Source organism: Streptomyces sp. MUSC 14 (genome assembly GCF_001866675.1).
In the GTDB taxonomy this organism is placed as follows: domain Bacteria; phylum Actinomycetota; class Actinomycetes; order Streptomycetales; family Streptomycetaceae; genus Streptomyces.
In genome coordinates this window covers 1-12,570 of sequence record NZ_MLYN01000022.1, presented here as the reverse complement: position 1 = coordinate 12,570, position 12,570 = coordinate 1, and the positions used below count along the sequence as shown (strand labels likewise).

Genomic DNA, 12,570 nt, shown 5'->3' with positions numbered 1-12,570 from the left:
AACGCCCGGAATTCTCCGGGCGTTGGTTTGCAGAGGAGATGAGAAGGGGGTGGCAGCCCCCCCGCCCTCCCTTACTGAGCGGCCGGGACCGCCGCCTTCCTGGCCGCCTGAACGGTGGGCTCCGCCTGCTTCTGGGCGGGGACCTTGCGGGCGGGGCTCTTGGCCGCGCCCGCAGCCTTGGCGCGAGGAGACGCGGGCTTGGGCGCCGCCTTCTTGGCCGCCGCCTTCACGGGAGCCTTGGCGGCCGCTTCGGGCTTGGCCTCGCCCTGCTTGGCCGCCTTCTGCTGCGCGGCCTCCTGCTGGACTTCGACGGCCTTCTTGTTGAAGTCGTCGGCCATGGCGCGCTGGATGCCCTGGGCCTTGCTGAGCAGGTTGCGCACCTGCTGCACCTGGCTGTGGATCTTGCCGATGACGCGCACATAGCGGGTGAGGTCGGTACCGAGGATGACGGCCAGGTCCTCGGGCTTCTTCGCCCCCAGCTCCTCGAAGAGCGGGATCAGGATGTCCTCGGCCTTGCCCAGGCTGTCCTTGGCCTTGGCCCTGGCCTTCTTCCGCTCCTCCTGGACCTCGGCCGTCGGCGCCTCGTCGCCGGTGAGGGAGGACTGCTTCTCCATCATCTTCAGGCCGTTGGCGAAGTGCTGGGCCTCGGCCTCGCTGTCGAAGTCACCGCGCACGTACCGCATGGCCGCGACCATCTGGTTGGCCGGGTTGAGCTGGGCGATGTGCCAGGCCAGGTTGTTCTTGATGTCGCCCTTGTCGACCATCGCGGCGACCTCGGGCCGCAGGGTGAGCAGGCCGAGCCGCCAGGTGATGTGGGTCTCGGTCTTGCCGAACTGCTTGGCGATCTTGGCTGGGGTCCAGCCGGCCGCCTTGAGGTCGGCGTACGCACCGGCCTCTTCCATGATCGTCATGTCCTCGCGGTTGACGTTCTCGGCGATGCTGAGGACGTACGCGTTCTCCTCGCTGACGTCCTTGATGACCTTGGCGGGGATGACCTCCAGGCCGGCTTCCTTGCAGGACCGCCACCGGCGCTCGCCCGCGATCAGCACGTAGGGGGCTTCGGCGCTCCCGGTCGGACGGACGACGACCGGCTGCAAGAGGCCGTTCTCCTTGATGCTGCCGGTCAGCTCCGCCTGCTTTGCCTCGTCGAAGAACTTGCGAGGCTGGTCGGGGTTGGGGACGATTTCCGTGATCTTGAGGTTGGTGAACATTTCCCGCGCCTTCCTTAATTCCGAGAGGGAAACTCTTTTTGTTTTCCCGTTGTTCTTACACTTATATCTTAATCGCATACACCTCTAAAGCAAGTGGGCAATTCTTTTAATTTCGAGGAATTCAATTACGTGAATTCTCCCGGATTTCCTCGACGGGAGAGGTGTTGGCTCGCGGCGCCACCCCTGACCTCGGGTACGCGGAAATGCGGCGAGCCCGCCACGGCCTCGCGGCCGCGACGGGCTCCACTCCCATCACGCACCCCACCGGCCGCACCGACACGGCCGGCTCCTCGCGGGCGGGGCGCGGGGGGTCGGCCACCCGCGAGGAGCAGGGAAGGGTGCCGCCGGAGCGGCACTACCGGATGGGGTCCAGCGGCTGCTGTTCCCGCCCGGCACATCAGAAGATAGCTCAATGCTTCAATCCTGTCACCTATCTTCAGAGGTTCGGGGTCGGGTCTCGCCCGGCAGGTCTCACCCGCCCGTGCCTTCCTTGCGGCGAGGCTCCCGCTCCTTCCGGGAGATCAAGGCCAGGTGCTCCAGGACCTTGCGCGCCTCCTTGCGGGCCGCCGGTCCGCCCCTGCCCCCGAGCACTCGTGGAGGCAGCTTCGCCAGCTCCTTGGCCTGCTGTTCGTCAAGCTCGCACATGCGATTCCTCCCGTGAGCGGCGCGCACGCCGCCCTCACCCCGCCCCGATGTGGCTCCTGTGGCGTGCCACCCGGAGGCGGGTGCAGGGCACGGTCATGCCCTCCGCTCGCCGGGTCCGACACGCCGGGAAACTGTCCGACAAACCTTATAACCCGTCCGAGCTGCAAGATAAAGTGGAAGACGCAACAGCTACCAGGTAGTTACGATGCCGCGAGCATATGCAGGAACGGAGGCGGGGGGCATGGCAGACACACCCGAACCCATGGGTCTGTGCGCCAAGTTGCTCGTGCTGCTGCGTCTGCGCCGCAGTCCGGATGGATTCACCCCCAGCGCCCGCGACATTGCCGAGGCGACATCAACTCCAGGGCAGCGCAAACCGGCGCTGTCTCACGGCCAGGTCAACAGCCTGCTCAACGGCACCAGTTGCAACCCGCGGTCCTCCACCGTCACCGTTCTTGCCCAGGCCCTGGACGTTCCGGCCGCGTTCCTGCTGCCGGGCCCGGAATGGGACGACCTCACCGCGCTCACGGTGTACCGGGATCGTCCCGAGGCGCGAGAGGTACTGCGATTACTGCAAGACCTCGAAGTCGAGGACATCGCTGAAATCGCATCGACGCTCAGGAAGATTCGCCGGGACAAGCAACTCCCCGAGGATGTTCCGGCGATCCCCCCACCGCCCCCTGGCGTCGATCAACCCCGCGAAGGCCGGCCGCGTCGCCGTCTGAGCCTTCGCGAAGCCGCGGAAAGGGCAGCGGACGACCTGGAAGGAAACTGATCGTGGCTGACGTCATTTACGGCAGCTGTGCCGTACTCATAGCAGTCAGCTCGGCCGTCTACCTCTACCTGGCGTGGGCCTCACGTCTTGGCCAGTCCAAGGCATCACCCATGGCGCGCCGCGCCCGCATCGCGGCGTTCACGAGCTGCCTCTTGTGCTCGCTTACGTCCGTGCCCGCCGTCGCTACGGCCATCGATACCTTCACCGGACGAGACGGTACCGGCACCCTCCTCACCAACCTGGCGGCCCAAGTCGCTGGATTCAGCCTCCAGATCATGACCGTGATCTGGACTACGGAAGAACCCCGCAAGGCAGTCGCGCTCTGGCTGTTTCTCCTGGGCGGCGTACTGACGGTGCTGACCGTGGAGTTCCACTTCACCGACATGCCGTCTGTCCCGCTTGCTTCAGCGTCCCCGGAAGACGGCATGGCAGCCGCCTACATGCTGACCCATGTGTGCCTGCTGGCCGTCCTCGTCTCGCTGATCGGCGTCCGCTACGGCTGGATGGCCAGTGCGGTCTGGCCCAGCCGGCGTGGCGCAGCCATCGGCCTCGCGGCCACCATGGCGGGAACCGTGCTGTGTCTGGGCTACACCGTAGGCCGGGCAGCCGCCATCGTCTCCTACCTGCGGGGGAACCCGTGGACGCTGGTCGAAGCGTATGCGCTGCCGACGACAGGCGGTCTGGCGTTGCTCATCGCCACGCTCGGGCTCACCCTGCCCACGATCCGTCGCCGGATCCCCCTGCCCGCCACCAAGTAGGCAGACTCAGCGAGCGGTTCACGCGGACCGCTGATCCGTGGCCCCAGGTGACCCGTCCCACTGACGCCAGGTGAGAGCGACCCGATCCGCGTCCACGGTGCGCGAGCCCCTGGACGCGGCCGGATACACCGCGATCTGCTCCAGGAAGAGAACGAGAACGCCCCTCTTCGCGGCCATCGGCGCATGGTTCCACCAGCGGACCAGATCGGGGATGTCGCCGACAGGGACATGCTTGGCCTGCTCCAGAAGGAGAGCCTGCGTGGTTTTCCCCCGGATCAGGTCGGTGAGCTTCTTGTCGGCCGCTGTGAACGCCTTGTGCGACAACTCCGAGCCCTGCGCGTAGCTCTCGACGAGTTCTTCCTGCCTGCGGCGGGCGTCGGCAGCCTCCTTGCGCAGTTCTTCGGCCTGGGCGAGCACTTCGTCACGGGCCTGGCCGATCAGCGCGGCCACCTCCGGCTTGGCCAGCTCAGCCAGCACGTGTTCGCCGAGGTACGCCTCAAGCAGGTCCGCGTTGATACGAACCTTGCCGCATCCTCCGTGACGGCGGGCCGTGCTCGGAGGGCAGCGATGGCCACGCGTGCCCGCGTTCGACGGCGACGTGGTCAGGGCGTGCCCGCACAGGCCGCAGATCCCCTGTGAGCCGGTGAGCAGGTACTCGCGATCGGGTGCGCGCCGGGTGTCAGGGTTGCTGGAGGGGCGCATCGCGCGGATGGCCTTGAAGTCTTCGACAGGGATGATCCGGGGGCCGCCGGAGTCCACCAGGTTCCCGTCCTCGCCCTCCATCAGGCCGGCAATGGAGGGATGGTCGAGAACCATCGCGAGAGCAGGGCCTGTGAACAGGTTGCCCAGCGTCGTGCGGTAGCCCTCGGCATTCATCCAGTCGCTCATGGCCTCGTAGCTCTGCTCAAGCAGGCGACGTGAGGCCGCGGCCCTGATCCCCTCCGCCTCGCTCTCGCGCACACGCCGGTGCGCCATGTCCTCGAACCCGAACAGCCGCGGCATCTCCTGGACTCCTCGCCCTCGCAACCGACCCCCTTGCGGGGCTCACTCTAGTGGCAGATAGGTCACCCTTTTGCAAAACCATCACATATCTTGCGGGTGTCGACCGCCGCAGATCACGCATGCGCCGACGCCGGCCCCTCGACCCCCAGCACCTTCCACAGACCCGCCGTCGGCACCCGCACCGTGCTCCCCAACGGCAGCGTCACAACAGGGAACTCGCCATCCCTGATCAGTGTGTACGCCTTGTTCGCCGAGATACCCAAGGCCCGCGCCGCAGTGACCACGTTCACCGTTGCCGGAAGAGACAGCAGCTCCTCCAGGCCCATCACGCCGCTGGCAGCAGAAACCCGCCCGGCCACTTCCTGAGCCGTCATGTCGTTGGTCGCAATCTCCCCCGCGCCAACTTGGGGGCGACTTTACCTCACTGTCCAACAGCCCTCTGAAGATCAAGACAGATCACGCAACGCGATCACCGACACGAACCGGCACCACCCGGATCACGGGCGGCAAGGGCGAGGGACAGCACATGTTCGAGGAGAAGACCTACAAGCGGTGCGCCTGCAAGGGGCCCCAGGTCGACAAGAAGGGCAAACCAGTCCTCAAGGACGACGGCACACCCAAGATCGGCTACCTGGAGAAGCGGTGCCCCCAGCTCAAGCGGCGCGACCACGGCTCCTGGTACTACTCCATCGAGCTGCCACCAGGCCCCGGCGGCAAGCGTGAGACCGCCAAGAAGGGCGGCTTCCGCACCCAGAAGGACGCCGCAACAGCCTGCAAGGAAGTCTGGGACCTCTCCCAAGGCGGCGTACAGGTCAAGTCCAAGGAGACCGTCGCCGAGTACCTGCGCCGCTGGTTCGCCAAGCGCCAGGACCTCAAACGCTCCACCCGCAAGGGCTACGAAGACCACATCGAGCGCGTCTTCATACCCGCTCTCGGCCACCTCAAGATGCTCGACCTGCGCACCCGCCACATCCAGCAGATGTTCGAGCAGATCTGGGCCGACAACAAGACCCACCAAACCAACCGCGAAGCCGCCCAAGAGGCACTGACCGCCGAACGCACCGCACACAACGCCTGGCGCGCATGCCCCACCCGCCCCCGCCCACCCGAGCTGCGCGCGAACTGGCAGGCCGCCAAGACCGCACTCCGTGCGGCGCGCGCCAAGCCCCTCCACATCACCGGCCCCGGCACCCAGCTCAAGATGAACAACACCCTCAGCGCAGCCCTCGAAGACGCGGTCGCCGAGAAACTGGTCAGCGAGAACTGGGCGAAGACCGTCGTCCTGCCCAAGTACGTCCGCCCCAAGCCCATCGTGTGGACAGACGAACGCGTTGAAGGCTGGCGGACCACCGGGAAGAGGCCGGGTCCGGTCATGGTCTGGACGCCCCAGCTGACCGGGGCGTTCCTCGACGCCGTCGCCGAGCACCGGCTCTACCCGATGTTCCACCTGATGGTCTTCCGGGGCCTGCGCCGCGGCGAAGTCGCCGGCCTGCCCTGGAGCGAGACCAGCCTGACGAACGGCACCGTCCACATCAGCGAGCAGCTCGTCTCCGCCTCCTACGAGGTCTGGGAAGACACGCCCAAGAGCGAGAGCGGGGCACGCACCGTCTCCCTGGACTCACAGTCCCAAGACCTCCTCACCCAGTGGCAGCAGCGCCAGAAGGCCGAATGCGAGGAATGGAACCACGCCTACGAGCAGTGGCAGCAGAACCGGAAGAACAAGCCCGGAGAACCCGGCCGCAAGGCCGCGAAGGAGCCCTGGAAGGACACCGGCCTGGTCTTCACCTGGCAGGACGGCAGCGCCTACCACCCCGAGTACCTGTCACAGGTGTTCGACCGGCTGATCGAGAAGCTCAACCTGCCGCCGATCCGGTTCCACGATCTCCGCCACTGCGCTGCCACGCTCTCCCTGGCCGCCGGCATCCACATGAAGAAGATCCAGGCGCTCCTCGGCCACAGCAGCTACGCCCTGACCGCCGACACCTACACCTCGGTGCTCCCCCAGTTCGAGAAGGCCGAGGCCGAAGCACCGGTGGCTCTGGTGCCCCGAACCAAGAAGAAACAGAGCCAGAAGCCGAAGCAGGAGGAGCCCTCGGCGGAGGGCAACGTTCCCAGCGATGTTCCCGGGGAAACGGCCGCCTGACGGCATGTTCCCAGCACGTTCCCATCTGGCATGACGAGGGCCCTCTGTGATCTCCACGGAGGGCCCTCGTCACTCTGAAACAGGCTCTGACCTGCGTACTCTCTGAGCCCCCTGTCGGATTCGAACCGACGACCTTCGCTTTACAAGAGCGGCGCTCTGACCAGCTGAGCTAAGGAGGCGTGCGCATGGGCGCCCGTGCAGTGTACCCACCTCTGCGCCGGCTCCTGTCGAAAATTTCCGCGAAGTTCACCGTGGCCGGGGTACTGACAGACCGAGTGGACGCCAGGTAGCGTCCTGAGCCAGTTCACCCGCGTGGACCACACCGTGTGGACTACACCCACCACCTTCCTACAACGGATCGTCCGGCACGTTCCTGCCGGTAGAAGGGGGCCCATCACCATGGCCACAGTCACGTTCGACAAGGCGACCCGGATCTACCCGGGTTCCACCAAGCCCGCCGTCGACGGTCTCGACATCGCGATCGAGGACGGCGAGTTCCTCGTCCTGGTCGGCCCGTCCGGTTGCGGAAAGTCCACCTCCCTGCGGATGCTCGCGGGCCTGGAGGACGTCAACGGCGGCGCCATCCGCATCGGTGACCGCGACGTCACCCACCTGCCGCCCAAGGACCGGGACATCGCCATGGTGTTCCAGAACTACGCCCTGTACCCGCACATGACGGTCGCCGACAACATGGGCTTCGCGCTCAAGATCGCCGGCGTCAACAAGGCGGAGATCCGGCAGAAGGTCGAGGAGGCCGCGAAGATCCTCGACCTCACCGAGTACCTCGACCGCAAGCCGAAGGCCCTGTCCGGCGGTCAGCGCCAGCGTGTCGCGATGGGCCGCGCCATCGTGCGTGAGCCGCAGGTCTTCCTGATGGACGAGCCGCTGTCCAACCTGGACGCCAAGCTCCGCGTCTCCACCCGTACGCAGATCGCGTCCCTGCAGCGCCGCCTCGGCATCACCACCGTCTACGTCACCCACGACCAGGTGGAGGCCATGACGATGGGCGACCGGGTCGCCGTACTGAAGGACGGTCTGCTCCAGCAGGTCGACTCGCCGCGCAACATGTACGACAAACCCGCGAACCTCTTCGTCGCCGGCTTCATCGGCTCCCCCGCCATGAACCTGATCGAGGTCCCGGTCACCGACGGCGGCGTGAAGTTCGGCAACAGCGTCGTCCCCGTCAACCGCGACGCCCTGACGGCCGCCACCGACAAGGGTGACCGCACGGTGACCGTGGGTGTGCGCCCCGAGCACTTCGACGTGGTCGAACTGGGCGGGGGCGCGGCCGCCTCCCTCTCCAAGGACAGCGCGGACGCCCCGGCCGGCCTCGCCGTCTCGGTGAACGTGGTCGAGGAACTGGGCGCCGACGGCTACGTCTACGGCACCGCCGAGGTCGGTGACGAGGTCAAGGACCTGGTGGTCCGGGTCAACGGCCGTCAGGTGCCGGAGAAGGGCTCCACGCTGCACGTCGTGCCGCGGCCGGGCGAGATCCACGTGTTCTCCACGTCGTCGGGCGAGCGTCTCTCCGACTGAGCTGGGCGTTTGCGCCGGAGTTGACGAATGGGGCCCCGCGGAGTGCCGCGGGGCCCCATTCGCGTCGTATGTACCGTCGGAAATACCCCGGCACAGCGACCATTTCGGGTGAGTGGCGTCAACCCCTTACCCAGAAAACGGCGCGACCTCATCCCCCGTAAGGGTGACTCAATGTCGCCAAATCATTACCGGGCGCTACCCTCACACGCGTGAAGCACTCCACCAACCCTCAGACGCGACGCGGCCACCGGGGCGGCCCTGCCCGCCACATCGGCCGCACTCTCGCCCTCGTCCTGCCCGTCGTCCTGGTGCTCTCCGGGACCCTCGCGGTCACGCGGGTCAACTGGACCGGGAGCCCCCGCAGCTCGGTGCTGGCCGCCTCCGACGTCTCCCCGGCGGAGGCTTCCCCGGCGTCCGCCAGGACCGCCCCCGAGACCCCGCAGGACGCGCTCCGCGACCGGCTGATCGGCGAGCTCCAGGACAAGAACCCCGGGGAGGTCCTCACCCACCTCCAGCAGGCCGTCAACGACCACCCGTCGCTGGCCAAGCACTGCTCGTCCATCGCCCGCGCCCTGGGCCAGGCCGCCGCGCGCATGTACGGCGCCTCGCACGCCCAGTCCTACGCCCGCCCGGTGTGCGACACGTCGTTCGCCTCGGGCGTGCTCGCCGCGCACAGCTGAGCCGGGGCCCGGGCCCGCGTCGTCGTCGGCCGGCCCGGGCAGGGCGCCACGTACAGTGCGGGCATGACCCATCCCAACGCCGCGTCGCGCCCCACCCAAGCCGTGGTCCTGGCCGGTGGCCAGGGCTCCCGGCTGCGTCCGTACACCGACGACCGGCCCAAGCCGATGGTCGAGATCCCCGGCACGGGCACGCCGATCATCGGCCACCAGCTGTCCTGGCTCGCCGAGGAAGGCGTCACGGACGTGGTGGTCTCCTGCGGCCACCTCGCGGAGGTCCTCCAGAGGTGGCTGGACTCCGCCGACCTGCCGGTCTCCGTCATCACCGTCGTGGAGACCGAGCCCCTCGGCCGCGGCGGCGGCCTCAAGTACGCCGCCGCGCATCTGCCCCGCCCCGACCAGCCGTGGTACGCCACCAACGGCGACATCTGGACCCGCTTCTCCCTGCGGGACATGGCCGACTTCCACACCGAGCGGGACGCCACGGCCACCCTGGCCCTGGCCCGTCCCCGGATCCCGTGGGGTGCGGTGCGGACCGACGGGTTCGGGCACATCACCGACTTCATCGAGGCCCCGCCGTCGACGTTCGAGATCAATGCCGGTGTGTACGTCTTCTCGCCCGAGTTCGCCGAGCTGCTCCCGGAGCGCGGCGACCATGAACGGACCACGTTCCCCCGGCTGGCCCGGGAGGAGCGGCTCTTCGGATTCCCCATTCCGCAGGGGGCCTACTGGCGGGCCATCGACACCGCGAAGGACCTGACGGAAGCCGCCAAGGAGCTGGCGGCTCTGGGCCGTTGACGGAAGGCCCCCGGAACGGCCGACGGCGAAAGGGAAGGGCCCCGCATCATCGCGATGCGGGGCCCTTCCCTTTCGCCGTGCCGGGCTGCCGGCTAGCCCAACAGGCCACCCACCAGGCCCGGTTGGCCGGAGGACGACGTGCCGCCGGAACCGCCCGAGGACGTCGGGCCGCCGGTCGCCGTACCACCGGTGCTGGTCGGGCCGGCCGTGGTGCTCGGGGTGCCGCCCGTCGGAGAGGAGTGGTGCCGCGGGAGCTGGCCCGAGATGCCCTGGGTCTCGCTGGGCAGCGTCGTACCGCCCGCGCTGTGCGTGGCGCCCGGGGTCGTCGCCGCGCCGGAGGGGCTCGCACCGCCCGTGGCGGCGCCCTTCGGGCGCGTGGAGGCCGACGGGGTGGTGCTGTGCCGCCGGCCCGGCTCCTGCGGGAGCGGAGAGCCCGGGAGGTTGTTGCGGGGGGCCTCGCCGGGGCCGGGGACGACGACGCGGCTGGAGTCGCGTACGGCGCCGCCCAGCAGGGAGCCGACGAGCAGGGTGAGGCCGGCCGTGACAGCCGTGATCAGGGCGCCGCGACGCAGGACGTAGCGGCGCAGCTCCCAGATGTCCGAGCGGGGGCCGAGGCGCCGCCAGGCAGCGGCCGCGAGCCGGCCGTCCACGGAGTAGACGGGGGCGCCGGCGATGATCAGCGGCGACCAGGCGGCGAGGTAGATGATGTCGGGCGCGTCGTAGGCCGGGACCGTCTTCCAGCTGACCGTGACGATCAGGGCGGCGGAGAGCAGGGCGCCGACGACCGCGGCCACGCGCTGCCAGCAGCCGAGGATCGTCAGGACGCCCACGACCACCTGGAGGAAGGCGATGACCAGGCCGGAGCCGACCGGGTGGTGCAGGGCGAACTGGCGCAGCGGCTCGGCCACTTCCCACGGGTGCAGGGTGTTGAGCCACTTGACCATGGAGCCGCGCTTGCCGCCGTCGAAGTAGACGGGGTCGCACAGCTTGCCCATGCCGGCGTAGATGGAGATGAAGCCGAGGAAGATGCGCAGCGGGAGCAGGACGACGCCGAGGTTCATCCGGCGGCCCGGGTAGTAGGCGTGCCGGGCGGGGTCGTCGCCCTGGCGCCGTACGGGGCGCACGAGGTCGTCGAGGGCGGGATCCCGGTGGCCCGGGTGGTCCGCGTACTCGTCGTAGCCGTCGTGGTCGTCGTAGCCGTGGGGGTGTCCGAAGTCGGCGTCCGGGTACGGGGGTTCGTCGTAGGCGCCGTCGACCGTGCGCATGTGGGGCAGCAGGCGGGTGCCGTCGGTGTCCGGGGCGGTGCGCTGGTGGCCCACGACCGGGGTCTCGACCGTCTGGTCCAGCGCGTCGTAGCCGTCGTCATAGCCGGTCCCGACGCGCGGGATGACCTGGGTGGCGCCGGCCTCGGGCTCCTCGGTCTGGCGGACGCTGCCCCGCACGGCCTGGAGGAGCCGGTGGGCGCCGGTGTCGTCGGGGGCGGACTTGCCGCTCCACACGACGGGGCGGCGGCGGCCGGCGGCGGCCGCGCGGCCCTCGGGGCTCATGGCGGGCATCCCGGCGGTGTGATGGGCGGCACTCAGATGCCGGGCGATCCGCGGGGATTGGGTCCGCTTCGCCGACCCGCTCAGCTGCACGCGGAAGCTGGCGTGATTGACGATGACCTGCGCCGGATCGCTCGGCACCTTCACCATGCTCAGCGCGGGAGCGTCCTCGGGTCCGGACGAGAATCCGGAATTGAATCCCGACGAGCGGCCCCCCGTGGGTGTGCGGGGTGTTCTGGTGTCCACACTCATCTAACCGAGTGACGTGGAGTTAGGACACTGCTTTGACCGCCCGGATGTGTCCGGACCCCGTCAAAGGGGCCCGGAGCACCGCAGGAGCACCGGAATGAACACGAACGGGTGAGAATTCGGACGGCCGTTCAGGCTCGCCTGCGCGCCGCCTCGTACAGCACGATTCCCGCCGCCACACCGGCGTTCAGCGACTCGGCGCCGCCCGGCATCGGGATGCGGACGCGGAAGTCGCAGGTCTCGCCGACCAGGCGGGACAGACCCTTGCCCTCGCTGCCGACCACGATGACGACCGGGCCGTCCAGGGCCGCCAGCTCGCCGAGCTCGTCCTCGCCGTCCGCCGCCAGGCCCACGACCGCGACACCGGCCTTCTTGTACTGCTCCAGGGTGCGGGTGAGGTTGGTGGCGCGGGCGACCGGGGTACGGGCGGCCGTACCGGCGGAGGTCTTCCAGGCGCCGGCGGTCATGCCGGCCGAGCGGCGCTCGGGCACGACGACGCCGTGGCCGCCGAAGGCGGAGACGGAGCGGACGACCGCGCCGAGGTTGCGCGGGTCGGTGACCCCGTCGAGCGCGACGACCAGCAGGTCCTCGCCCTCGTCGGCCGCCGCGTCGAACAGGTCCTCCGGGTGCGCGTACTCGTACGGCGGGACCTGCAGGACGAGGCCCTGGTGGTTGAGGCCGTTCGTCATGCGGTCCAGCTCGGGGCGCGGGGCCTCCATCAGGTTGATGCCACCGCGCTCGGCGGCGAGCTGGAGGGCCTCGCGGACGCGCTCGTCGTTGTCGATGAACTGCTGGACGTAGAGGGTGGTGGCGGGCACGCCCTCGCGCAGCGCCTCGACGACCGGGTTACGGCCGACGACCATCTCGGACGCCGACTTGCCGCCCCGGCCCCGGGCCACGGGACGGCGTGCGGTCTGCTTCGCCTTGGCGGTGGCGATGCGGTTCTTCTTGTGGCCCTTGCGCATCTCGGCGGGCGGGGTCGGGCCCTTGCCCTCCAGGCCCCGGCGCCGCTGGCCGCCACTGCCGACCTGCGCGCCCTTCTTGCCGGACATGCGGCGGTTGTTCGCGGCCATGAGTCACTCGTCTCCGTGAGCTTCGTACGTACGTCTTCTGTGTCTGCGTCGTCCGCGTCCTGCGTCGTCCGCGTCCTGTGCAGTGTGCCGCCCGGAAGGCCGGGCGGCACAGTCGATCTTCGGGTCCCGGCTAGGCCTTGAGGGTCCAGCGGGGGCCTT

Annotated in this window: 12 protein-coding genes and 1 tRNA gene; 6 read left to right on the top strand and 7 right to left on the bottom strand. The window is 68.9% G+C overall.

The features are described 5' to 3' along the window. Nucleotides 1–71 precede the first annotated feature (71 nt). The gene (locus tag BIV25_RS13125) at nucleotides 72–1,211 is read right to left on the bottom strand and encodes a ParB/RepB/Spo0J family partition protein (protein ID WP_071372455.1); all 1,140 of its coding nucleotides are present in this window, start codon (nucleotides 1,209–1,211) and stop codon (nucleotides 72–74) included. 471 nt (nucleotides 1,212–1,682) lie between these two features. After that, a complete protein-coding gene (locus tag BIV25_RS50970; protein WP_177235254.1) occupies nucleotides 1,683–1,856 on the bottom strand; it encodes a hypothetical protein in 174 nt (57 codons plus the stop codon). Between the two features lie 241 nt (nucleotides 1,857–2,097). On the opposite strand from BIV25_RS50970, the gene BIV25_RS13120 reads away from it, so the two are divergent. Both BIV25_RS13120 and BIV25_RS13115 read left to right on the top strand, forming a co-directional pair. Then, the gene (locus tag BIV25_RS13120) at nucleotides 2,098–2,631 is read left to right on the top strand and encodes a hypothetical protein (RefSeq protein WP_143076620.1); all 534 of its coding nucleotides are present in this window, start codon (nucleotides 2,098–2,100) and stop codon (nucleotides 2,629–2,631) included. Between the two features lie 2 nt (nucleotides 2,632–2,633). Continuing rightward, nucleotides 2,634–3,389, top strand: coding sequence for a hypothetical protein (locus tag BIV25_RS13115; RefSeq protein WP_071372453.1), 756 nt, complete (start codon nucleotides 2,634–2,636; stop codon nucleotides 3,387–3,389). An 18-nt stretch (nucleotides 3,390–3,407) separates the two neighbouring features. On the opposite strand, the gene BIV25_RS13110 is transcribed toward BIV25_RS13115, so the two are convergent. Next, a complete protein-coding gene (locus BIV25_RS13110; RefSeq protein ID WP_071372452.1) occupies nucleotides 3,408–4,391 on the bottom strand; it encodes a recombinase zinc beta ribbon domain-containing protein in 984 nt (327 codons plus the stop codon). A gap of 113 nt (nucleotides 4,392–4,504) precedes the next feature. Next, complete coding sequence (locus BIV25_RS13105) at nucleotides 4,505–4,765, bottom strand: DNA-binding protein (protein WP_071372451.1); 261 nt, start codon at nucleotides 4,763–4,765, stop codon at nucleotides 4,505–4,507. 152 nt (nucleotides 4,766–4,917) lie between these two features. Between BIV25_RS13105 and BIV25_RS13100 the strand changes: the two genes are divergently transcribed. Continuing rightward, nucleotides 4,918–6,534: a site-specific integrase gene (locus BIV25_RS13100; RefSeq protein ID WP_071372450.1), complete on the top strand. Its 1,617-nt coding sequence runs from the start codon at nucleotides 4,918–4,920 to the stop codon at nucleotides 6,532–6,534. A gap of 105 nt (nucleotides 6,535–6,639) precedes the next feature. Here the strand turns inward: BIV25_RS13100 and BIV25_RS13095 are convergent. Further along, a tRNA-Thr gene (locus BIV25_RS13095) sits at nucleotides 6,640–6,713 on the bottom strand. A gap of 220 nt (nucleotides 6,714–6,933) precedes the next feature. Here BIV25_RS13095 and BIV25_RS13090 point away from each other — a divergent pair. From BIV25_RS13090 to BIV25_RS13080, 3 genes are all read left to right on the top strand, one after another. Next, the gene (locus BIV25_RS13090; RefSeq protein ID WP_071372449.1) at nucleotides 6,934–8,070 is read left to right on the top strand and encodes an ABC transporter ATP-binding protein; all 1,137 of its coding nucleotides are present in this window, start codon (nucleotides 6,934–6,936) and stop codon (nucleotides 8,068–8,070) included. A gap of 209 nt (nucleotides 8,071–8,279) precedes the next feature. Beyond that, nucleotides 8,280–8,750, top strand: a complete 471-nt coding sequence (locus BIV25_RS13085) for a hypothetical protein (RefSeq protein ID WP_071372448.1) — start codon at nucleotides 8,280–8,282, stop codon at nucleotides 8,748–8,750. 63 nt (nucleotides 8,751–8,813) lie between these two features. Beyond that, nucleotides 8,814–9,545: a nucleotidyltransferase family protein gene (locus BIV25_RS13080; protein WP_071372447.1), complete on the top strand. Its 732-nt coding sequence runs from the start codon at nucleotides 8,814–8,816 to the stop codon at nucleotides 9,543–9,545. 92 nt (nucleotides 9,546–9,637) lie between these two features. On the opposite strand, the gene BIV25_RS13075 is transcribed toward BIV25_RS13080, so the two are convergent. Next, a complete protein-coding gene (locus BIV25_RS13075; protein ID WP_177235253.1) occupies nucleotides 9,638–11,341 on the bottom strand; it encodes a DoxX family protein in 1,704 nt (567 codons plus the stop codon). 128 nt (nucleotides 11,342–11,469) lie between these two features. Continuing rightward, on the bottom strand, nucleotides 11,470–12,411 hold the full coding sequence (gene rlmB, locus BIV25_RS13070) for a 23S rRNA (guanosine(2251)-2'-O)-methyltransferase RlmB (RefSeq protein ID WP_071372445.1): 942 nt from the start codon (nucleotides 12,409–12,411) through the stop codon (nucleotides 11,470–11,472). Nucleotides 12,412–12,570 lie beyond the last annotated feature (159 nt).